Below are 20905 nucleotides of genomic sequence, written 5' to 3'. Positions count from 1 at the left end.
AAGTTCGGCAGGTTCGAAGATCACACGACGAGACTACGACGCGACTAGCCTGGGCTCATGCGCCTGCACGTCGCCGATCATCCCCTCATCACCCACAAGCTCACGGTGCTGCGCGACCAGCGCACCCCGTCGCCGGTGTTCCGACAGCTCACCGAAGAGCTCGTGACGCTGCTCGCGTACGAGGCGACGCGGAACGTCCGCGTCGAGCCGATCGAGATCCAGACCCCGGTCACGACGACCATGGGCGTCAAGATCAGCGAGCCGCGTCCGCTCGTGGTGCCGATCCTGCGCGCGGGCCTCGGCATGCTCGAGGGCATGGTGAAGCTCCTGCCGACGGCCGAGGTCGGATTCCTCGGCATGGCCCGCAACGAAGAGACACTCGAGCCGACGACGTATGCGGAGCGCCTTCCCGACGACCTCAGCGATCGCCAGTGCTTCGTCCTCGACCCGATGCTCGCCACCGGCGGGTCGCTCGGCGCGGCGATCGACTTCCTGTTCGCCCGCGGCGCGCAGGATGTGACGGCCATCTGCATCCTCGGCGCACCCGAGGGCGTCGCCGCGATCGAGAAGCAGGTCGCAGGGCGCGACGTGACCCTCGTCCTCGGCGCGCTCGACGAGCGGCTCAACGAGAAGGGCTACATCGTGCCCGGTCTCGGCGACGCCGGCGATCGGCTCTACGGCACGGTCTGACCCACTCGCACGGGCTCTGTGATCGCGGTGACCTCCCCGGTCGCCGGGCCTCTCCCGACCACGGCGACCGGCGTGAACGGGCGGCCGTTGAAGCGCGTCGCCGTCACGGTCGTGTAGGCGCCCATCACCGGGCTCACCAGCAGATCGCCGACCTGCAGGTCGGGCAGCATCACCTCGCGCGCGATCACGTCGGACGAGTCGCACGTCGGACCCCCGAGCGTCGCCCACCGGTGGGGCGCAGCATCCGTCGCCCGACCTTGCAGCTCGCGCTCGGCGAAGATCATCGGGTGAACGTCCTCGGTGAGGACGTTCGAGTACGCCCCGTAGAGACCGTCGTCGAGGTAGTACCAACGGCCGTCGGCGCGCTCGGCGATGCCGGCGACGCTCGTGACGAGCATCATCGCCTCGGCGACCATCACCCGGCCGGGCTCCGCGATGATGTCGTAGCGCTCGGCGTACGGCTCGAGGACCGCGCGCAGTCGCGCGCCGACCTCTTCGACGGAGGCCACCGGAGCGTCGTAAGCCGTCGGGAAGCCGCCGCCGATGTCGAGCGTTGAGAAGCGGATGCCCCACCGCTTCTCGAGCGCCGACATGAGCGCGAGCGTCTCGCTCACGGCCTGGACGAACCGTTCGGGATCGTCGAGCTGGCTGCCGACATGGAAGCTGAAGCCGCCCACCTCGATGCCGAGCGCGAGCGCGCGCTCGACCAGGTGCTCGGCCTCGAACGCGCCGACGCCGAACTTGCTCGACAGATCGCTCTTGGCGTGCGGGCTCCGGTACGCGAGGCGTACGAGGATGCGGACGTCGTCCGGCGTGCCCTCGAACTTCGCGAGCTCGGTCTCGTTGTCGACGACGAACGTGCGCACCCCGGCATCGATGGCCTCGGCGATCTCGCGCGGCTTCTTGATCGGGTGGGTGTGGATGACCCGGGGCGCGTCGACGCCGTGGGCGGCCACCAGCTGCAGTTCCTCGCTCGTCGCGACATCGAACCCGCAGCCCGCCGCGGCGAGCGCGCCGATCACGGCGTCGTGTGAGAGCGCCTTGACCGCGTAGTGGAAGCGGACGAACGGCAGCGCGTTGCGGAGGCGCCGGTATTGACGACGCACGCGGTCGGGATCCAGCAGCAGCACCGGGGTGCCGTGCAGCGCGATCGCCGCACGAGCGGCGTCGGACGACAGCAGGGCGGACGCCTCGGCACCGCGGGTCTCGCGCAGCGATCGCGTCGCTCGTCGGCCCCGCGCTGCGGCGCTCATGCCGCACGCTCCGCCGCGCGGCGCGCGCCCCGGATTCCGGTGCGGGCGGTGACGGTGAACGCGCCGGCGGCGACGGCGTAGAAGATGACGTCGGCGACGACCTTGCCGGCCAGCAGTCCCCACATCGGGTCGCCGAGCAGCCAGACGCCCAGCATGAGGGCGAGGGGTCGGATCAGAAGGGTGTCCAGCAGTTCGGCGACACCGAATTCGGCGATCAGCAGCATCGCCGTGCGGCCGACCGCCGCGCGCCAGCTCGCAGCGACGTGCGCCTGCTCGGCGTAGATCGTGATCGAAAGGACGACATAGAACCCGACGATTTCGCCGAGGAGGGCGGCGACCGCGATGAGCGCGGCATTATCGGTCCAGGCCGTCACGGCGATGCCGGCGATGACCATGGCGGCCGTGCCGACGATCTCGGCGGGAAGGTAGCGGACGATCCAGAAGACGATCCCGCGACGCTGCTTCTCGGTCGATGGCGCCTCGGTCGGTGCCTGCGGTGCGGGGATGCCGACTCGGATCCCGTGCTCAATGGTGCTCATGACGCTCCCTTCCCCGTGAGAGAGCGCACCGCCTCGCCGCTGATACCTTCCGGCGCCGCGAACGACGGCGCGGCATCCGCCCCTCGCCGAACGGATGCCGCGCCCGCGCCGTGAGGCGCCCTCACAGGCTATGCGTGCGCCCGATCGACCCCAATGGGGTTGACACCGCTCAGCGACGCGTCTACGGGAGAGGCGTCAGTCGTCGAGGACAGGACCCGCGGGCTTGCGCCGGCCGGTCTCCTGCTCCCAGAACTCCAGCTGCTGGGTGAGAGCCTTGGCGAGCTCGAACACCTGCTCGGGCGGTATGCGGATACGGCCGACGACACGTGCCGGCACGATCGTGTGGTGCTCGCCGGTCTCGGGGTCGACCTGGTCGCGCGGCGGCTGCGCGAGGGTCAGGAAGTCCATGACGAAGACGGTCGGCGTGTGCCACACATTGGCGAAGTCGGCGTACGCGCCGCCGATGAGCTCGGGGGGCAGATCGATCTCGAACTGCCGCGGTGCCTCGTCTGCCATGGCCGCCTCCTCGCCGCTGAGCACCGCCGTCGGGCGCTCGAGCGCGAGTCTACGCGGGGGGGGTTGCGTGCGGAGTCGCACGCGGTCAGCCGCGGCCGACCAGCCGCGCGAACCCGCTCAACCGTGCGACGCCCTCGGGGGTGTACGGCAGGTCGTCGAGGAGCGCCGGCGAGTGCACGAGGTAGGCGGTGTGCTTCGCGCGCGAGATCGCGACGTTGAGCCGGTTGCGCAGCAGCAGGAACTCGAGCCCGCGAGGAGCGTCACGTCCCGAGGAGGCCGCGAGTGAGACGATCGCGACGGCAGCCTCCTGCCCCTGGAACTTGTCGACCGTGCCGACGCGCACAGCGCCGAAGCCGGCGGCGGCGAGAGCCTCTTCGACGGCGACCTGCTGTGCGTTGTACGGCGTGACGACGATGAGGTCTGCCGGCACGAGGGGTCGCTCGGACAGGGGTTCGATGGTTCCGTCGTCGTCGGTGCGCACGTCGGTCCAGGCTCGGCCGATCACATCGCCGACGATCCGGACCACGACGCCTGCCTCTTCGAGCGACTGGGTCGTGTTGCCGCGATGGCGCACCGGTACCGGATGAACGCCCGACGGCACGCCCTCGATCCTCCGCAGCGCCGTCGACGGGTGCGCCGCGAGCTCGCCGCGGTACGACAGCGTCGAGACGGTCTCGGCGACGTCGGGGTGCATGCGCCACGTCTGCCCGAGGAAGTAGCCGAAGTCGGACGGGATCACGTCGGCGTCGTCCATCACCCAGCCGAGCGCCGAGGTGTCGACGGGCTCGGGATGCGTGCCCTGGCTCACCTGCGGCAGCTGCTGCGGGTCGCCGAGAAGCAGCAGGCGGGACGCTGCGAGCGACACCGCGATCGTGGAGGCGAGCGAGAACTGCCCGGCCTCGTCGATCACGAGCAGGTCGAGACTCCCCCGCGGGATGCGCCCTTCGTGGCTGAAGTCCCACGCGGTGCCGCCGACGACGAAGCCTTCGGGGTGCTCGGCCACGAACGCGGGCACGCCGTTCTTGGGGATGACGGTGAACCCGACGGACGCGGGGTCGGACCCGTCTTTCTGGGCCTTGGCGACACTCGCCGCAGGCACGCCCGCCGCGATGACGCGCTCGAGCATGTGCTCGACGACAGCGTGCGACTGGGCCACGACGCCCACCCGATAGCCGCGCTCGGCGACGAGGCGCGCGATCACGTGCGAGCCGACGTAGGTCTTGCCGGTGCCCGGCGGGCCCTGCACGGCGAGATAGCTGTGGTCGAGCACCTGCACGGCCCGAACGATCGCGTCGATCGCGTCGCCCGTCGAGCGCGGCAGCCCGGACGAGGCCACAGTGCGCGGCGGCCGTCGATGGAGGATGTCGGTGGCCGGATCGTTCGGCAGGTCCGGAGACACCGAGATGACGGCATCCGCCCACGCGTCGATCGCCGCCTGCTGGTTGCCCGCACCTGGGGGCGAGGGCGGCGTGAGCGCGACGGGGTACTCCGACCAGGTGAAACCGTCGACGGCGGTCTCTTCGACGATCGCTCCGTCGTCGAGCACCTCGATCACCTTCACCGAGCGGGCGGAGTGGATCCACCGCGGCTTCGGCTCGAACGGATACGGCGCGGGCAGCTCGTACAGGGCGAAAGGTCCGGATCCCTCGCTGAGCCGCGTTCCGGGGGCGAGTTCGCCCCGCAGCTCCACCGTGCGGCGCTGGCCGCCGCGGCCGCTCTCGAGGAAGTGCCATTCCTCGACGACGCGGCACCGCGCGGAGTCGATCGCGACGACGTCGCGGGTCTCTTCCCACAGCGACACGGGTTCGCGCAGCCGCAGGAAGTGCGTCGCCCAGAACGATTTCACCTCGCGGGGGTAGTAGTCGATCGCCGCGGCGCCGAGGCGGAGCGTCTGCGCTTCGCGCGAGTCGGACGGATGCCGGAGCGCCAGCGCTCCGAGCGCGTGGGCCCGCACCGACGGCTCGTACGCCGTCTCATCGGGCTCGGGATTCGGCGACGGCCGGAGTCCCGATTCGCGCGCACGGTCGACGAGCCAGTCGCGCAGACGCCGCGTCGAGACGCAGTCGTAGCGGTTGTAGTCGGCCAGGTCGTCGAGCACCTGCTGACCCGCGGCCTCGTCACCGTCGGCGGCGAGCGCGCGCGCCTCGACGTAGCGGACGATCGAGTCGTCGCCCTTCTGCACGTCACTCGTGCGCACCTCGGCACGCATGTACAGCGGCTCGAGCTTCTTGATCGAGTACGACCGGGAGCCGACGCGCACCGCGCGCCGCACGACAGGGTAGAGATCGACGAAGACGCCGTCGCGCAGCAGCCGGTCGACGTCGGCCTCGCGCACGCCGTGGCGCGCGGCCATCGTGAGCAGATGCGTCGGCTCGTACGGCGCGTAGTGGTAGATGTGCATGTCGGGGTGCTGCAGGCGACGCAGGTTCACGATGTCGAGGAACGTCTCGAGCGCGATCTTCTCGTCGGCGAAGGAGTGCGCCCAGAGCGCCGTGTACTGCTCACGCTCGTCGACCCACCCGAACAGGTAGTCGATCCCCCACTGCACGGCGCCCGGCGCCGCGGATGTGGGCGCCTCGGTGTAGAGCGGGTCCCCCTCGAAGTCGAAGAAGATGTCGCCGTGATCCGGGCGCGGAAGACCCGCGAGCGCCTTCGGCGCGACGACCTCATAGATCGGCACCGCAGGCGCGGAGTGCGCGTCGCCGGATTCGTGCGCGGGAGCGATGAGCGGCGGCGTGCCGGCGGGACTCTCGAGCTGCAGCCGCGCCTGCGTGCGCAGTCCTCCGAAGGTGTCGGGGTTCATGCCGGCGGGGCCGAGTGCGGTCGCCGCGAGGTCGTCGATCGTCTGGATGCCCGCGGCGCGCAGTCGCTGTCGCTGCACCGGGCGCATGCCTGCCACCAGCAGCAGGTCGCGCGAAGCCACCACCTCGGCGTCGCAGGTCGCGCAGCGCCCGCAGGCGGCGATCCCGAGCTCGCCCCGATCGTCGCCCCAAGCGATCGGCTCGCCTGCCGTGCCGAGCTCCAGCCGCCGGTCGGCCACGAGTGCGGCGAGACGCTCGCGCCGCAGGCGGAAGACGGGCATGAGGTCGTCGACCTCGTGCACGCTGACGCTGCCGTCGCCGAGCAGCAGCTCGACGCGGTCTGACCGCGCCACGCCGAGCCGGTCGAGCTGATCGACGTACGCGGCGAGCTGCATGAGCGCGGTGACCCGCGCGCGTCGAGCCAGCTTCGTGTCCTGCACGACCCAGCGGCCCGCCTCGTCGCGCACGAGGAAGTCGGCGAACCCCACGAAGTCGTGCGTCGCGAAGGCCGCCTGATAGACGACCTCCGCCTCGGAATCCAGCGCCGCGCAGGTCTGCGCGACCGCTGCGGCGAGGGCCTCGGCATCCGACGATCGTGTCTCGGGGATGACAACGACGCCGTCGCCGAACCGCTCGACGTACGCGGCGAGCACGCGCTCTTCGTGCGCGTAGCCGAGCCTCCCGGCGCGCTCGAGCGTGAGGTCTTCGGGCTCGACCACCGCCGGCACCCGCCCCAGACGAGCATCGACCGCGCGCAGCCACGCGAACTCGCACTCGGCGGCCGCCTTCAGGTCGCTCGCGCTCCAGACGATCCGGCCTTCGTCCTCGATGTACCGCATGCCTCCCCTTCCCCCACGACCATAGCCGCGGGCGCCGACACCGCCTGCGCCCTGCTCCCGCCGCCGCGTGCGGTGTCCTGCCAGACTGGGGGCATGAGCCTCCCTTTCGAGAGCGCCTACCGGCACGGCTTCGCGCGCATCGCCGCCTGCACGATCCCCGTCGCGATCGCCGACCCGGCCGCCAACGCCGACGCCGTCCTCGAGGCGGCGCGCGCGTGCCACGACGAGTCGGTCGCGGTCGCCGTCTTCCCCGAGCTGTGCCTCACCGGCTACGCGATCGACGACTTGGTGATGCAGGATGCCGTCCTCGACGCGGTCGAGGCGGCCCTCGAGCGGCTGGCCGCGGCATCCGCCGATCTCTTCCCCGTCCTCGTCGTCGGCGCCCCGCTGCGCCATCGCAACCGCCTCTACAACTGCGCGGTCGTGATCCATCGGGGCGAGATCGTCGGCGTCGCCCCGAAGTCGTACCTGCCGACCTACCGCGAGTTCTACGAGCGCCGCTGGTACGCGGCGGGCGAGCCGTGGTCGGGCGAAGGCATCCGCATCGGCGAGTTCGAGACCGTGTTCGGCACGAACCTGCTCTTCGACGTGCGCGACGTGCCGGGGCTCGTGCTGCACGCCGAGGTGTGCGAAGACGTGTGGGTGCCGGTGCCGCCGTCGTCGTTCGCGGCGCTGGCCGGTGCGACGGTGCTCGTCAACCTCTCGGGCAGCCCGATCACGATCGCGCGGGCCGACGACCGCAAGACCCTGTGCCAGTCGCAGTCGCTGCGGTGCCTCGCCGCCTACGCCTATGCCGCCGCGGCGGCTGGCGAGTCGACCAACGACGTGTCGTGGGACGGCCAGACCATGATCTACGAGGGCGGCGCGCTGCTGGCCGAGACCGAACGCTTCCCCGACGGCCCACGCCGATCGGTCGCCGACGTCGATCTCGACCGGCTGCGACAGGACCGCATTCGCCAGGGCACCTTCGACGACAATCGCGCGGCCCTCGGCGATCATCCGTTCCTCACCGTCGAGCTCTTCCTCGACCCGCCGGTCGCCGACATCGGCCTGCGCCGCCCGCTCGACCGCTTCCCGTTCGTGCCCGATGACCCCGAGCGCCTGGCGCAGGACTGCTATGAGGCCTTCAACATCCAGGTCTCGGGGCTCGTGCAGCGCCTGCGTGCGATCGGCGGCCCGAAGCCGGTCATCGGGGTCAGCGGCGGACTCGACTCGACCCACGCGCTGCTGGTGGTCGCCCGCGCGATGGACCGCATGGGGCGCCCGCGCAGTGACATCCTGGCGTACACGATGCCGGGGTTCGCCACGAGCGACCACACGAAATCGAACGCGATCGCCCTCGCCGAATCCGTCGGCGCGTCGATCGAGACGATCGACATCCGCCCCGCTGCGACCGAGATCCTCGAGAAGATCGGGCACGCCTTCGCCGACGGTGAGCCCGTGTACGACGTCACGTTCGAGAACGTGCAGGCCGGCATCCGCACCGATTTCCTCTTCCGCCTCGCGAACCAGAACGGCGGGATCGTGATCGGCACGTCGGATCTGTCCGAGCTCGCGCTCGGCTGGGCCACGTACGGCGTCGGCGATCACATGAGCCACTACGCAGTGAACTCCGGGGTGCCCAAGACCCTGATCCAGCACCTCATCCGCTGGGTGATCTCGCACCGCGAGGGCGTGGACGACCGCGAGGCGGCGGTGCTGCAGTCGGTGCTCGACACCGAGATCTCACCCGAGCTCGTGCCGATGAGCCAGGACGGCCGCATGCAGTCCACCGAGGACCGCATCGGCCCGTACGCGCTGCATGACTTCGCGCTCGCCCACGTGCTGCGGTACGGCTTCCGGCCGTCGAAGATCGCGTTCCTCGCCGCGCACGCGTGGGGAGACAAGGATGCCGGCGCCTGGCCGCCCGGTTTCGCCGAGGCCGATCGCTATGCCTACGACCTGCCGACGGTCGCGAAGTGGCTGCAGGTGTTCCTCCGGCGGTACTTCGGCTTCGCGCAGTTCAAGCGCTCGGCGATCCCGAACGGACCCAAGGTGTCGCCGGTCGGATCGCTCTCCCCGCGGGGCGACTGGCGGGCTCCGAGCGACGGCAACGCGACCGTGTGGATCGGCGAGCTGAAGGCCGCACTCCCCGAACTCGTCGAGGAGTGAGTCCCGTTCAGGCCGGCAGCGCTCCGTAGGCGAGCGTGATGATCCAGCTGTCACGCGAAAGATCCGCCAGCTGGTAGTACACGCGGCGGTCGGGGATCCACCCCCTCGTCAGCGGGGCGTCCAGGCGCACGTGGTCTGCCGCGACCCGCGCTCCGCGCCCGTCCGCGTCGCGTATGGCCTGCACCCGCGTCCAGTGCGCGAGGAGCTTCGGCAGATCATCTTCATCGAACAGATGCGAGTGGCGCTTCATCTGGTGCAGCGTCGCCTCGTCGGGCTGCCCGTCGCGGAGGTCGAGGCCGATCGGGATCGCCGGGTCGCACACCGCGACGATGGTCGCCGCGCGGAAGGTCGCATTGCGGATCGTGAGCGGCACCTCTTCGCCCTTCACCTCGGCGATGAGCTGGGTGTGGAACCCGAACCTGCCCGGCGCCTCACGCTCGACGCGCACATCGCGCTCTTCGACTCCGAGGCGCGCCGCCACGATCTCGCGGGCGAGGGCGCGCTTGCGGTCGTGGTCCGACAGCTTCGGCTCCCAACCGAGGCGGGCGGTGATGCCGGAGGGGGTGTCGAGAAGCACCGATTGCATGTCAACCTCTTTCCGCGCGACGGGCGCCCTCTCATCTTGTCGAAGCCCTGCACGCTCGGGAAGTGCGCCACGCAGGCGAGACGGCAGGACGCGGATGCGCCCTGCCGTCTCGGCCTCACCCGGTGCGACTCAGTCGGAGCCGGCCGATGCGACCGACGCCGGCGACGCCGGGGAGGGCGCCGAGGCCGGCGAGTCGGGCGCGGGCGCCGGAGCCGGCGCAGGGGCGGGCGCCGGCGGGGGAACCGGCGACGGCGCGCTCACGGCCGAGATCGGCGACGCCGGGGAGGCGGGCGCCGTGGGCGAGGCCGCCGAGGCGGCCGAGGCCACCGCGGGTGCCGAAGGCGCCGAGGCCGTCGGCGACGGGGTCGGCGAAGGCGATGAGATGACCGACGCCGAGGTGTCGCTGACGCGAAGCGTGAGACCCGGCCGATCGAGCACGTTTCCGTTCTGACCGACCACGGGACCGCCGGGGATGACCCGTCCGTCGGTGCCCTGCAGGCTCATGGTCGCCGCGGTCGCCGCTGCGGCCCCGCCGATGACGGTGAGCCCGACGGCTCCGGCGACGCCGTACGTGATCCACTTCTTCTTGTTCCACATGATCGTCTCCTGTTCGCTGAGCGCCGGGGATCCGGGGGGATGGTGCCTCCGGCGTGTGACTCCAGCATTCCGACGCCGGGTAAGGACGGCTGAAGGATGCGATGAGATCGCTCTTATGGAGCGTGGATCGCGCTCGGGTCGCGATCGACGACGGATGCCGCCGCCCGCAGCAGCCGGTCCGCGCGCTCGCGGTGACCGGTCTCGACCGCCGCGAGCGCGTGCCCGAGCAGATGCGTCGCCGTGCGCGCGCGCAGGCCGGCCTCGGCATCCCATCGCTCCAGCGCGCAGCGCGCGAGGGCCCACACCCGCTCATCGCGTGGCACGGGAGTGAGCACGGCACTGGCGACCGCGTGCGAGACGAACGCGGCCGCGTCGTCGACGGCCGCCCCCGCACCCGCGGTATCGACGTCGATGACGGCGCTGATCCGCATCCGTTCGTCGAGGAAGAGCTGGCCGAAATGCAGGTCGCCGTGGATCGTCGCGGTGTCGGCCTCGCCCCATTCCGCGTGCGCCGCGCGGTCGATGCGGTCGACGAGTGCGCGACGGTCATCGGAGAACACGACGCGCAGCCGTGCGACGTACCATTTCAGGCGTCGGTCGAGGTGGGTGCGGGCCGCACGCCTCAGCGGCACCCCCGCGAATCGTGCGCGCAGCCCGTCGACCTCGTCGACGAAGCCGCCGGGTTCCCACGCCGCGTCCTGCGCCGGCGTTCCGATGGCAGCATCGAGCACGAGGAGTCCCTCATCCGACCAGCCGAGCACGGCCGGCACCGGGATGCCCTGGATCGCCAGCTCACGATGCGTCTCGACGATCCGGCCGACGCGCGTGGGCGGGACGACCTTGATCCACACCGACCGGCCCGCCGTCGGCATCCGCAGCACCGCCCGCCGACCCGGCCGGTACGCGACCAGCTCGGGCGTGCCGTGGGCCGCGAGACCCAGTCGCCTCAGGAGCGCCTCGGCGGCGTGACCGAAGGCCACCGGTGCCAGAGCGGGAAGATGCGGATCGGCCGGATGCAGCCACACGCGGTCGCCCGGCTCGTCGGGGGTGCCGGTCGCGAATCCGGTCTCGCGCGCGACGACGCGGTGCGACGTGTCGACGAAGTACGTGATCGCGGCTTCACCGGCCGCAGTCACGTCGAAGCCGGCGACCGATCCCTCGCCCAGCGGCTCACGGCTCCGCAGCACCACGGACGACGACGCGTCGAGGTCGAGCGCCTCGCGCAGGAGCAGCTCTTCGGGCGGGGCGAGATCCATCCTTCATCCCAGCACGAACACGGCATCCGCGGGGTGAGACCTTCCTTATGCTCGCCGAGTGCGGGGATGCGGGCACCCATACTGGGGAGGTGGGCGGCCATGGGGACTCGGGCAGACGCTGGCGGATGCCGGTCTTCTCGGTGCGCACGCGACTCATCGCCGTCATCACGATCGTCGCGGGGCTCGGGATGCTCGCCGTCGGTTTCGTCGTCTATCTCGAGGAGCGCGGCCGCATCCTGCGGCAGGTCGATGACCTGCTGGCCGCTAACCTCGAGTCCGCAAGCTACCTCGTGACGCAGGGCGACGACGAGACGGGCACGTGGGAAAGCTCCGCACAGGCGCTCGCGGCCGTCGTGCAGCGCGCGTCCCCCGATGACAACACCGGGACGGTCGGCATCATCGACGGCGAGGCGGCTCTCGTTCCGGGCATTCCGCTGGATGTCGACCTGCTCACGGCACCGGACTTCGTCGCGCGAGCTGTCGCCGAAACCGACGACGGCGAGCCCGTCATCGGCACGTATGCCGAGAACGGCGTCGTCTGGCGCTATCTCGCGACACCGATCACGATCGAACCACCCGACGCGACCACGGCGATCTTCGCGATCGCCTACGACATCGAGGCCGAGCTTGCCGAGATCGACGTCGCTGCCCGGGTGTGGGCGATCGCATCTGCGGCCACGCTGATCGTCATCGCGGGCGCCGCCGCGCTCGTGACCACGAGGCTCCTGCGACCGCTTCGCCAGATGCGCGAAACCGCGGAACGGGTGACGGCGCAGTCGGTCTCGGAGCGCCTCCCGATCCAGGGGCGCGACGACGTCTCGCAACTCGCAGTCACGATGAACGACATGCTCGACCGGCTGGACGAAGCCCTCGACTCGCAGCGTCGCCTGCTCAGCGACGTCGGGCACGAGCTGAAGACGCCGATCACGATCATCCGCGGCTACCTCGAGGTGGTCGACCCCGACGACGCCGGCGACGTGCGCGAGACCCGCGACCTGGCGGTCGACGAGCTCGAGCGCATGGGACAGCTGGTGCAGGATCTGGCGTCGGCGGCCGCTCTCCACGGCCCCTCGCCGATCCGGCGGGTGCCGGTCGACACAGCCGATCTCGTGCCGCAGATCGTGCGCAAGGCCCAGGGCATCGACGGCGCGACGGTAGAGACGGGCGAGGTCGCCGAGGTCGTGACGGCGCTCGACCCCGCACGCGTCACGCAGGCGATGCTCCAGCTCGCCCAGAATGCGGTCACCCACGGCGGCGGGCACCTGGTGATCGCCGCGCGGGTGTCCGGCGAAGAGCTGCAGCTGTCGGTGCGAGACTTCGGGCCCGGCGTTCCCGACGACGCGAAGGCGCGGGTCTTCGATCGATTCCAACGGGGCGCGGATGCCGAGGGCAGGGCGGGCAGCGGGCTCGGGCTCAACATCGTGCAGCTGATCGCCCGCGCCCACGGGGGCACCGTGCGGGTGACGGATGCCGTCGGCGGCGGGGCCCTGTTCACGATGTCGCTGCCGCTCGCGCGCTCGGGAATCCGTGTGGCCCCGGGGCTTGTGATCCCCCCGCGGCCGCCACTCCCCGCAACCGACGCAGTACGGGTTCCGGAATGAGGAGGACGACGTGGCATCGATCCTGATAGCAGATGACGAGGCGCGCATCTCGGGATTCATCGACAAGGGCCTGCGATCGGCGGGGTTCGCGACGCAGGTCGCGACCACCGGGCCGCAGGCGCTCGACCTCGCCCTCAGCGGCGAGTTCGACCTGCTCGTACTCGACGTGAACCTGCCCGGGATGGACGGCTTCGGCGTGCTCGAGGCGCTCCGCGGTTCGGGGTCGCGCATGCCCGTCATCATGCTGACCGCACGCGTCGAGCTGCACGACACCGTCGCGGGCCTCGAGGGCGGCGCCGACGACTACCTCGGCAAGCCCTTCCGTTTCGACGAGCTGGTCGCCCGCATCCGTGTCCGCATGCGCCGCGAAGATGCCGCAGCGGGCTCGGAGCTGAGTCACGGCGACATCGTCCTCGACATCCGCACCCGCCGAGCGCACGTCGGGGGCGTGGCGATCGAGCTGTCCGCCCGTGAGTTCGCTCTCGCCGAAGAGCTCATCCGCAACGCCGGCCAGGTGCTCAGCCGCGAGCAGCTGCTCAGCCGCGTGTGGGGGTACGACTTCGATCCCGGTTCCAACGTCGCCGACGTGTACATCGGCTACCTCCGTCAGAAGCTCGGCTCGAACCGCATCGAGACGGTGCGCGGCGTCGGCTACCGGCTGGTGTGACCTCCGCACCGCGGTGGCGAGGCGCGGTAGCCGCCGTGGGAGGATGACGCCATGTCCCGGCGCGCGACGATCGTAGGGAGCGGGCCGAACGGGCTCGCGGCCGCCGTCGCACTCGCCCGGGCGGGCTATGCCGTGCGCGTCCTCGAGGCGGCCGACACCCCGGGCGGCGGGGTTCGCACGGCTGAGCTGACCCTGCCGGGCTTCCGCCACGACGTCTGCTCGGCGGTGCATCCGGCGGCGCTCACCTCGCCGTTCTTCCGCGCGTTCGGGCTGCGCGAGCGCATCGAGTGGATCGTGCCCGAGGCGTCGTATGCGCAGCCGCTCGACGGCGGCCGCGCGGCCGTCGCGTGGCGCGACCTCGATCGCACGGCCGAGGAACTCGGCCGTGACGGGCGCGCCTGGCGTGACGTCGTCGGCGTCCTGAGCCACCGGCTCGACGCCGTGGTCGACTTCACCGGGTCGCAGCTGCTGCGCGTGCCTCGGCATCCGGTCGTCACCGCCCGATTCGGGCTCCGATCGCTGGTGCTCGGCACGCGTGCGGGCCGCGCGACGCTCGCGACCGAAGCGGGGAACGCGCTGCTCGCGGGGGCGTTCGCGCACGCGAATGCCGCCCTGCCGTCGGTGGGCGCCGCTGCCTCGGGGCTGTTCCTCGCGGCGCACGGACACACCGCCGACGGGTGGGCGTACCCGCGCGGCGGCGCGTCGCGCATCGCCGACGCGCTCATCGAAGACCTGCGCGCCCACGGCGGCGAGGTCGAGACGGGGCGGCTGGTGGGATCGCTCGCCGATCTCGATCGGGGAGACGCGGATGCCGGTGACCTGCTGCTGCTCGACACCTCGCCGAGACTGCTGCTGACGCATCCCGATCTGCCGTCGCGGTACGCACGGGCGATCCGCCGGTACCGCTACGGCGCCGGGGCGGCGAAGGTCGACATCGCCCTCGACGGACCGATCCCCTGGGCGAATCCGGACGTGGCGCGGGCACCCACCGTTCACCTGGGCGGCACCCGTGCCGAGGTCGAGGCGAGCGAGAACGCCGTCGCCCGCGGTGAGGTCACCGACCGACCGTATGTGCTCGCGGTGCAGCCGTCACTCCTCGACCCCACGCGCGCCCCCGACGGGAAGCACGTGGCGTGGGCGTACATCCATGTGCCGTCGGGGTCGGCGCTGGACCCGACGGAACGGGTGCTGAGCCAGTTCGAGCGCTTCGCCCCGGGCTTTCGCGAACGGGTGCTCGCCACGAGCGCGATGACGGCTGCCGACCGAGCGACCTACAACCCGTCCGACATCGGCGGCGACATCCTCGGCGGGGCCTTCACGTTCGAGCAGGCGTTCCGTCGACCCGTCGTGTCGACGACCCCGTGGCGCACACCGCTGCGGGGCGTGTATCTCGCCTCGGCCTCCACTCCCCCGGGCCCGGGTGTCACCGGGATGCCGGGCTGGTACGCGGCGCGACAGGCGCTGAGCGACATCGCGGGGGTGCGCGTGTCGCCCGCCGACCTGTTCGCCTGACGCTGGACGGCGTCGGAGGGGCCTCTCAGGCGGCGACTGCGAGAATGGGCCGGTGAAGCTTCTCGTCGCCGCCCTCGAGGCCGAACTCGTCGCCTTTCCCGCCGAACTCCCCGGGTTCGACCGACTCGTCACCGGCCCCGGCAAGCTCCAGGCGACCTACGCGCTCACGCGCGCCCTCGACGCCGCGACCTACGACGAGATCGTGGTCGTCGGCACGGCAGGCGCGATCGATCCTCGCCTCGACGGCACCGTCTACGACGTCGGCGGGGCGATCCAGCACGACGTCACCGACATCGACGGGATCGTCGGGCAGCACGTGTCGCTGCCGACCCGTGTCGACTTCGGGCCCGAGGGCGTCACCATCGCGACCGGCGACCACTTCGTCGACGACTCGGAGGCGGTCGGGGTGATCCGCCCGCTCGGCGCCGGCCTCGTCGACATGGAGACCTACGCCTACGCGTGGGTGGCCGAGCAGTTCGGCGTTCATATTCGTGTGCTCAAGGCCGTCTCGGATCGCGCCCAGGACGACGCGATCACCGACTGGCGCACCGCGGTCACGGCGTGCAGCCACCAGCTGCGCGATCGCGTGCGCATCGACTACGGCGTCTGAGCCCACACGCGCGAACATCCCGGGACGAAGCCCATCCCGGGATGCCGCGTGGATCAGGTCAGCGGACTACGGCGTGGGGACCCACTGGGTCTTCGCCCACGTGATCTTGGCGAGCTTCGTCTGGCCCGCCGTCGACGGGTGGAAGTAGTCGCGCGTGGAGATGTCCGCCTTCACGAACTCCTCAGCCGCCACGGCACCGCCGTCGAAGCGGCAGTTCGCCGCCGCCTTGCAGGCGTCCGCGAGGATGACGTTGTAGGCGTCGACACGGGCCTGAACGTCGAGGCGACGCTGAATGTCGGCAGGCTTGTCGCTCGTCGGGTTGGCGAGCATCGACTGGCAGATCCGCAGCAGACCCCATACGAAGCGTGCGCTCGAGCTTCCTCGGTTGAGGTCGAACATACGATGCAGGTTCGGGATGCTGGCGACGAAGATCTCGCGCGTGCTGCCGTTCGCGTTGAGCGTGGTGAGCGCCTTCTCCACGTTGGTCTTGAATGCCGCCGTCGATGTCATGTTGGTCGAACTCGAGGTGCACGCGTCGTTGGCGCCGATCTGGATCGTCACATACTGGGCTTGCTGTGTCACCGCCTTCTGCGCCTGCGCGTTCAGGGCGCTGGACAGCGCCCCCGACACCGCGTTGTTGTAGCCGACGAGCGTGCTCGCCCCCGCTGCCCGCAGCCGCGAGTAGTGCGAGCTGACCGAGCTGGTGGTGCCGGTGGCCCAGCTGTTGGCCGGACAGCTCGTGAGCGAGCTGCAGGTCATGGCGGCCTGCGTGATCGAGTCGCCGAGAGCGGCCATTCGGGTGATGGTCGCCGGCGCAGGTGCAGCGTGTGCTGCCGAAGCGCTGGCGAGGGTTCCCGAGACGATGAGGGCTGCGGTGGCGAAGGTGGCGAGAGCGCGTCGCGCCCCGGTCGAGATGCGCATGTGTGGACTCCGTACGGCTGTGTGGATGGAGCAGATTTGCGGCACGCGGCCGCAGCCGGACGAGCCGGCATCGGGTGAAATCTGATTCCCCCAGGAATGATCTTGGGGCGAACAATACACCCGCGTATCGAGCCGGACAACAGGCGGGTCGGCTGGAGCGTCGTTCAGCTCACGCGAGCGGCGTCCTGAGAGATCACGCTCGGCCCCTGCGGCGTCGCAGTCACGACGAGCTGCGCGGAGAGCTGGTCTTTCATGGCGGCGACGTGGCTGATGAGTCCGACCGTGCGCCCGCCCTGGCGCAGCTCATCGAGCGTGCGCATGGCGAGTTCGAGGGTGTCGTCGTCGAGCGAGCCGAAGCCTTCGTCGATGAAGAGGGTGTCGAGCTGCACGCCGCCCGCACGAGCGGTCACGACTTCCGCCAGCCCGAGCGCGAGCGAGAGCGATGCGAGGAACGTCTCGCCGCCCGACAGCGACTGCGCAGAGCGCGGGATGCCGGTGTGGGCGTCGAGGATCTCGAGCCCGAGTCCGGAGGCCGCGTTCCGCGCCGCGCGAGCGTCGGTGTGCTGCAGCCGGTAGCGTCCGGACGACATGTCGTCGAGCCGCAGATTGGCCCGCTCGACGATCTCTTCGAGCTCGGCGGCGAGGACGAACGACTCGAGCGTCATGCGGTGCGTGTTCGGCGCGCGGCCGGCGACGGTGTCGGCGAGCCGGACGAGAACTACCTGCTGCTCGGCGAGTCCGTCGATCGCGGCATGGGCCGCGTTCGCGCGCGCGACCAACTCCGCCAGGCGCGTCGCCGCCTGCGACGCGTGCGCCGCGGCGTCGACCGCGGCTGTCCACCGGTCGCGTGCCGCGGTGAGCGCGGTGTGCGTCGGTTCGAGTTCGATCAGCTCTTCGGGCGCCCCGGCGAGCTCGAGTTCGAGCTCGCGCAGTCTGTCGCGCTCGACGCGCAGCGAGACCTCGTGCTCGCGGATGCGCTCAGCGAGCGCAGCCCGCGTCGCGGCATCGCGGAGAGCGGCGGCGACGTCGTCGGCTGCGGTGAACCCGGATGTCGAGATTCGAGCCGCCAGGTCGGCCGCTGCTGCAGCGGCGCGTGCAGTCGCATCGGCCGCAGCCCGGAGCGCGTCGGTGAGATCCAGCGCCCGCCGCCGCCGGTCTCGTGCATGGGCGATGCGAGCGGTGACCGAGGCGAACCCGCCCCGGGCGATCGCGATCGCGCGTCGCGCAGACTCGGCGTCGGCGGCGGTGGCTGCGAGCTTCTCACGCAGCGCGGCGAACTCCGCGACGAGCGCTTCGTGCTCCGCGCGAGCCGAGCGCTCGAGCGCGACGAGCTCGTCACGTTCGGCGGACAGCCGGTCTCTGTTCCGGAGGGCGACGACAGCCGTTTCGACAGCCGCAGCCGCGACGGTCCGGTCGGCGGCGAGCGTCGCGACCTCGGCGGCGCCCGATCGCGCGTTCGCCTCGGCAAGCGTCTCGCGGGTTGTTCGCGCGTGAGCGACGGCGCGGGACTCGATCGCCGCATCGGCGTCGCGCCGGGCCTCGGCAGCGGCGACCATCTCGTCGGAGACCGCCGCGTCGCCGGCAGCCGCCGGCGCCGGGTGCTCGGCCGATCCGCACACCGCGCAGGGTTCACCGTCGACGAGCGCGGCCGCGAGTTCGCCCGCATGCCCGGCGAGACGCCGCTGCAGCAGGTGCGTGACGGCGGACCGGGATCGATCGTGCTGTTCGGCTGCGGCGAGATAGGCCGCTTCGGCCTCGCGGGACGCCGCAGCGAGGCGCTCGGCCTCGTGCGCGGCGACGAGCCGCTGCTCGAGCTCGGCGAGCAGGCGCTCCGCCGCATCGAGTGCGCCGGCTGCGGTGCTCGCCGCGGACAGCTCGTCGCCGAGTGACTCCATGCGGGTGGGGTATGCGGCGAGCGCTGTGGCCAGTTCGCCGATGATGCGTTCGTAGTCTGCACAGCGCTGGGCGCCGTCGGCGAGCTGCGCATCGACGAGGTGCAGACCGGCTTCACGCTCGGCCGCGGCCGCCCACAGCGCGAGGTCACCGGTCAGACGCTCCACGATGACGCGGAGTGCGTCCTCGTCGGCGTCGTCGGCTACCTCTCCCGCGTCGGCATCGTGCGGCCCGTCTCCGACACCATCCCGCCACGCCGCACGCGCACCCTCGAGCAGGTTGTGCGCCGCGGTCTCGGCTGCCGCGGCCTGCGCGGCCGCGTCGAGCGGAGCCCGCAGCGCCTCGGCGTCGACAGCACGCGCGAGCGTGTGGCGTTGTTCGGCGATCAGTGGTTCCGCGGCCTCGCGTGCGGCGAGCGCTGTGCGCGCCCGCTGCCGCTGCTCTTGCGCCTCGCGCAGCGACTTCACCGCGACATGGGCCGCGTCGGCGTCGCGGTGGGCGGTGTCTGCGGCATCGCGCTCTCGGACGAGAGTCTCGGCGCGGTAGTCGGCCCGCTGGATGCCGACGGCTCCGGCGGCGAGCCGCGACAACAGGTCACGGGCGACGAGCCCGGCAGGCACAGCGTCGATCGCGGGCTCACCGGCAAGGCGCTCGACTTCGAGCATTCGCTCGACCTCATCGAGGAGCAGTTCGACCCCGCTGCCCGCGTGAGCGAGCTCCCGCTCGGCGTCTTTGCGACGCTGCTCAAGGGAGACCTGATAGCCCTCGTAGGTGCGGGTGCCGAAGAGCCGGCGCAGCAGCCGCTGCCGGTCGTCGTTCTTCGCGAGCAGGAACTCGGCGAACCGGTTCTGCGCGAGCAGGATCACCTGCAGGAACTGCTGCTGATTGAGTCCCAGCAGCTCGTCGAGCTCGCGGGCCACATCGACCGGCCGTGCCGCGCGACCGATCCAGACCCCCTCGATCAGCTCGTCGAGCTGGGCACGATGCGGCTCGGTGGTCATGCCGGTGCCGCGAAGCTTGGGGCGGTCGTACTCGGGCGAACGAGTCACCCGCCATCGGCGGCCGGCAGCGCTGAACTCGACCACGACACTCGTGGGGTCATCGGGGTCGCAATGGTCGCTGCGCAGTCGCTTCTCGACGCCCTCATATCGGGGCACGCCTCCGTAGAGCCCGAAGCACACGCCGTCGAGCACGCTCGACTTGCCCGCGCCGGTACGACCGGCGATGAGGAAGATGCCGTCGGCGGCGAACGCGTCGAAGTCGACGGTCTGCTGCTCGCGGAAGGGGCCGAATCCGGTGAGTTCGAGCCTGTGGAGCCTCATGCGAGGGCCTCGGTCAAGGTGCGCTCGTCGATCACGTCGCGGATGATCTCGGCTTCGCGCTCAGAAGCGCCCTCGCCTTCGCGCACGTGAGCGAGGAAGGCATCGACGAGTTCAGCGTCGGATCGGGCCGCGCGGACCCGGCGCGCGTAGGTGAGGCCGTCGTCGCCGCGCACACCCTCGGGCGTGTGCATGACGGTCGCGCAGTGCGGGAAGCGCGCCTGCAGCCGGCGCATCGGCTCGGGCTGAGGCGTCGCGTCGGTGTATTGCGCACACACCCACGCGTCGACTGCGCCGGCGTGACTCGCATCGGAGAGCAGATCGTCGAGGGCTCCGCGGATCGTCACGAGCCGGCGCGGGATCGGCAGATCGAGCCACTCGACCGAGGCGAGGCCGGCGGCATCCAACTCGACGAGCCACGAGCCGCGGGGCTTGTCGGCCTCGCCGAAGCTGTAGTGAAGCGGCGCGCCCGCATAGCGAACCGCGTCGGAGAGTCGCTGTCGCCCGTGGATGTGGCCGAGCGCGACGTAGTCGGGGCCGTCGAACACGGCGAGCGGAACGACGTCGAGGCTCCCCTGCCGGATCTCGCGCTCGACGCCGGGGGTCGCATCGACGCCGGCGGCGAAGCAGTGCGCGATCGTGACCGAGCGCCCGCCGCGTGCGGCGATGTCGGCCCGGATGAGGTCCATCGCGTGGGCCAACGTGTGGTGCTGCGAGCGCAGTTCGGCATCCGGCCAGAGGTGACGTACGAGGGCCGGCTCGAGGAACGGGATGCCGTACACGTGGACCGGGCCGTGCTCGTCGGCGAGCGTGATCGGGGTGCCGATCGTCAGCGGATCGGTCACGACGTGGATGCCGTCGCGCAGCAGCGACGACTGGAAGCCCAACCGGGCGGCGGAATCGTGGTTGCCGCTTGTGACGACGACGGCGGCCCCGGCATCCGCCAGCGAGCGCAGCGTGTCGGTGAGGAGCGAGTAGCACGCGGCGGCCGGAGCCGCGGAGTCGAACACGTCGCCCGCCACGATCACGACGTCGACCTCGTGCTCACGGACCCGTGCCACCAGGGCATCGAGCACGCCGCGCAGCGCATCGAGCGTGGCGTGGCCGTGGAACGACCGCCCGATGTGCCAGTCAGAGGTGTGCAGGATGCGCAT

General features: G+C 71.3%; 16 protein-coding genes. 7 read left to right on the top strand and 9 right to left on the bottom strand.

Annotation, left to right across the window (positions count from 1 at the left end):
- Positions 1 to 57 precede the first annotated feature (57 nt).
- Positions 58 to 690: a uracil phosphoribosyltransferase gene (gene upp, locus FFS15_RS00490; RefSeq protein WP_137843048.1), complete on the top strand. Its 633-nt coding sequence runs from the start codon at positions 58 to 60 to the stop codon at positions 688 to 690.
- On the opposite strand, the gene FFS15_RS00485 is transcribed toward upp, so the two are convergent.
- The 4 genes from FFS15_RS00485 to FFS15_RS00470 form a co-directional block, all read right to left on the bottom strand.
- On the bottom strand, positions 675 to 1943 hold the full coding sequence (locus FFS15_RS00485) for a type III PLP-dependent enzyme (RefSeq protein WP_137843047.1): 1269 nt from the start codon (positions 1941 to 1943) through the stop codon (positions 675 to 677). The genes upp and FFS15_RS00485 overlap by 16 nt on opposite strands.
- Positions 1940 to 2482 carry a hypothetical protein gene (locus FFS15_RS00480; protein ID WP_137843046.1) on the bottom strand — a complete coding sequence of 181 codons (543 nt, stop codon included), beginning with the start codon at positions 2480 to 2482 and terminating at the stop codon, positions 1940 to 1942. The genes FFS15_RS00485 and FFS15_RS00480 overlap by 4 nt, the downstream gene beginning before the upstream one ends.
- Positions 2483 to 2677: 195 nt before the next feature.
- A complete protein-coding gene (locus tag FFS15_RS00475) occupies positions 2678 to 2998 on the bottom strand; it encodes a DUF3467 domain-containing protein (protein ID WP_137843045.1) in 321 nt (106 codons plus the stop codon).
- An 85-nt stretch (positions 2999 to 3083) separates the two neighbouring features.
- A complete protein-coding gene (locus tag FFS15_RS00470) occupies positions 3084 to 6638 on the bottom strand; it encodes a bifunctional RecB family nuclease/DEAD/DEAH box helicase (RefSeq protein ID WP_137843044.1) in 3555 nt (1184 codons plus the stop codon).
- Positions 6639 to 6731: 93 nt separating this feature from the next.
- Between FFS15_RS00470 and FFS15_RS00465 the strand changes: the two genes are divergently transcribed.
- Positions 6732 to 8789 (top strand): NAD(+) synthase, encoded by a 2058-nt coding sequence (locus FFS15_RS00465; protein ID WP_137843043.1) that lies wholly within the window; start codon positions 6732 to 6734, stop codon positions 8787 to 8789.
- Between the two features lie 7 nt (positions 8790 to 8796).
- Here the strand turns inward: FFS15_RS00465 and FFS15_RS00460 are convergent, their stop codons facing one another.
- Entirely contained in the window at positions 8797 to 9375 is a 579-nt protein-coding gene (locus tag FFS15_RS00460) for a hypothetical protein (protein WP_137843042.1), read from the bottom strand.
- Between the two features lie 94 nt (positions 9376 to 9469).
- Here FFS15_RS00460 and FFS15_RS18525 point away from each other — a divergent pair, with 94 nt between their 5' ends.
- Complete coding sequence (locus FFS15_RS18525; RefSeq protein ID WP_171013025.1) at positions 9470 to 9826, top strand: hypothetical protein; 357 nt, start codon at positions 9470 to 9472, stop codon at positions 9824 to 9826.
- Between the two features lie 259 nt (positions 9827 to 10085).
- Here the strand turns inward: FFS15_RS18525 and FFS15_RS00450 are convergent, their stop codons facing one another.
- Positions 10086 to 11228: a phosphotransferase gene (locus FFS15_RS00450; RefSeq protein WP_137843041.1), complete on the bottom strand. Its 1143-nt coding sequence runs from the start codon at positions 11226 to 11228 to the stop codon at positions 10086 to 10088.
- Between the two features lie 125 nt (positions 11229 to 11353).
- On the opposite strand from FFS15_RS00450, the gene FFS15_RS00445 reads away from it, so the two are divergent.
- Genes FFS15_RS00445 through FFS15_RS00430 form a run of 4 tightly spaced genes read left to right on the top strand, consistent with a single transcriptional unit; the run spans position 11354 to position 15618 of the window.
- A complete protein-coding gene (locus FFS15_RS00445) occupies positions 11354 to 12829 on the top strand; it encodes a HAMP domain-containing sensor histidine kinase (RefSeq protein ID WP_171013024.1) in 1476 nt (491 codons plus the stop codon).
- A gap of 10 nt (positions 12830 to 12839) precedes the next feature.
- Positions 12840 to 13496 carry a response regulator transcription factor gene (locus FFS15_RS00440; protein WP_137843039.1) on the top strand — a complete coding sequence of 219 codons (657 nt, stop codon included), beginning with the start codon at positions 12840 to 12842 and terminating at the stop codon, positions 13494 to 13496.
- 51 nt (positions 13497 to 13547) lie between these two features.
- Positions 13548 to 15008: an NAD(P)/FAD-dependent oxidoreductase gene (locus tag FFS15_RS00435; protein ID WP_137843038.1), complete on the top strand. Its 1461-nt coding sequence runs from the start codon at positions 13548 to 13550 to the stop codon at positions 15006 to 15008.
- A 52-nt stretch (positions 15009 to 15060) separates the two neighbouring features.
- Positions 15061 to 15618 carry a nucleoside phosphorylase gene (locus FFS15_RS00430; RefSeq protein ID WP_137843037.1) on the top strand — a complete coding sequence of 186 codons (558 nt, stop codon included), beginning with the start codon at positions 15061 to 15063 and terminating at the stop codon, positions 15616 to 15618.
- Positions 15619 to 15684: 66 nt separating this feature from the next.
- Here the strand turns inward: FFS15_RS00430 and FFS15_RS00425 are convergent, their stop codons facing one another.
- The 3 genes from FFS15_RS00425 to FFS15_RS00415 all read right to left on the bottom strand — a co-directional run bounded on the left by FFS15_RS00425 (position 15685) and on the right by FFS15_RS00415 (position 20905).
- Positions 15685 to 16539 (bottom strand): SGNH/GDSL hydrolase family protein, encoded by an 855-nt coding sequence (locus tag FFS15_RS00425; RefSeq protein ID WP_137843036.1) that lies wholly within the window; start codon positions 16537 to 16539, stop codon positions 15685 to 15687.
- A 164-nt stretch (positions 16540 to 16703) separates the two neighbouring features.
- Positions 16704 to 19754: an SMC family ATPase gene (locus tag FFS15_RS00420; protein WP_137843035.1), complete on the bottom strand. Its 3051-nt coding sequence runs from the start codon at positions 19752 to 19754 to the stop codon at positions 16704 to 16706.
- Positions 19751 to 20905, bottom strand: a complete 1155-nt coding sequence (locus FFS15_RS00415) for an exonuclease SbcCD subunit D (protein ID WP_137843034.1) — start codon at positions 20903 to 20905, stop codon at positions 19751 to 19753. Before FFS15_RS00415 ends, FFS15_RS00420 begins: the two co-directional genes overlap by 4 nt.

Source organism: Microbacterium sp. 2FI (assembly GCF_005502885.1).
Taxonomy (GTDB): domain Bacteria; phylum Actinomycetota; class Actinomycetes; order Actinomycetales; family Microbacteriaceae; genus Microbacterium.
This window is presented reverse-complemented; position numbering and strand designations above follow the sequence as displayed.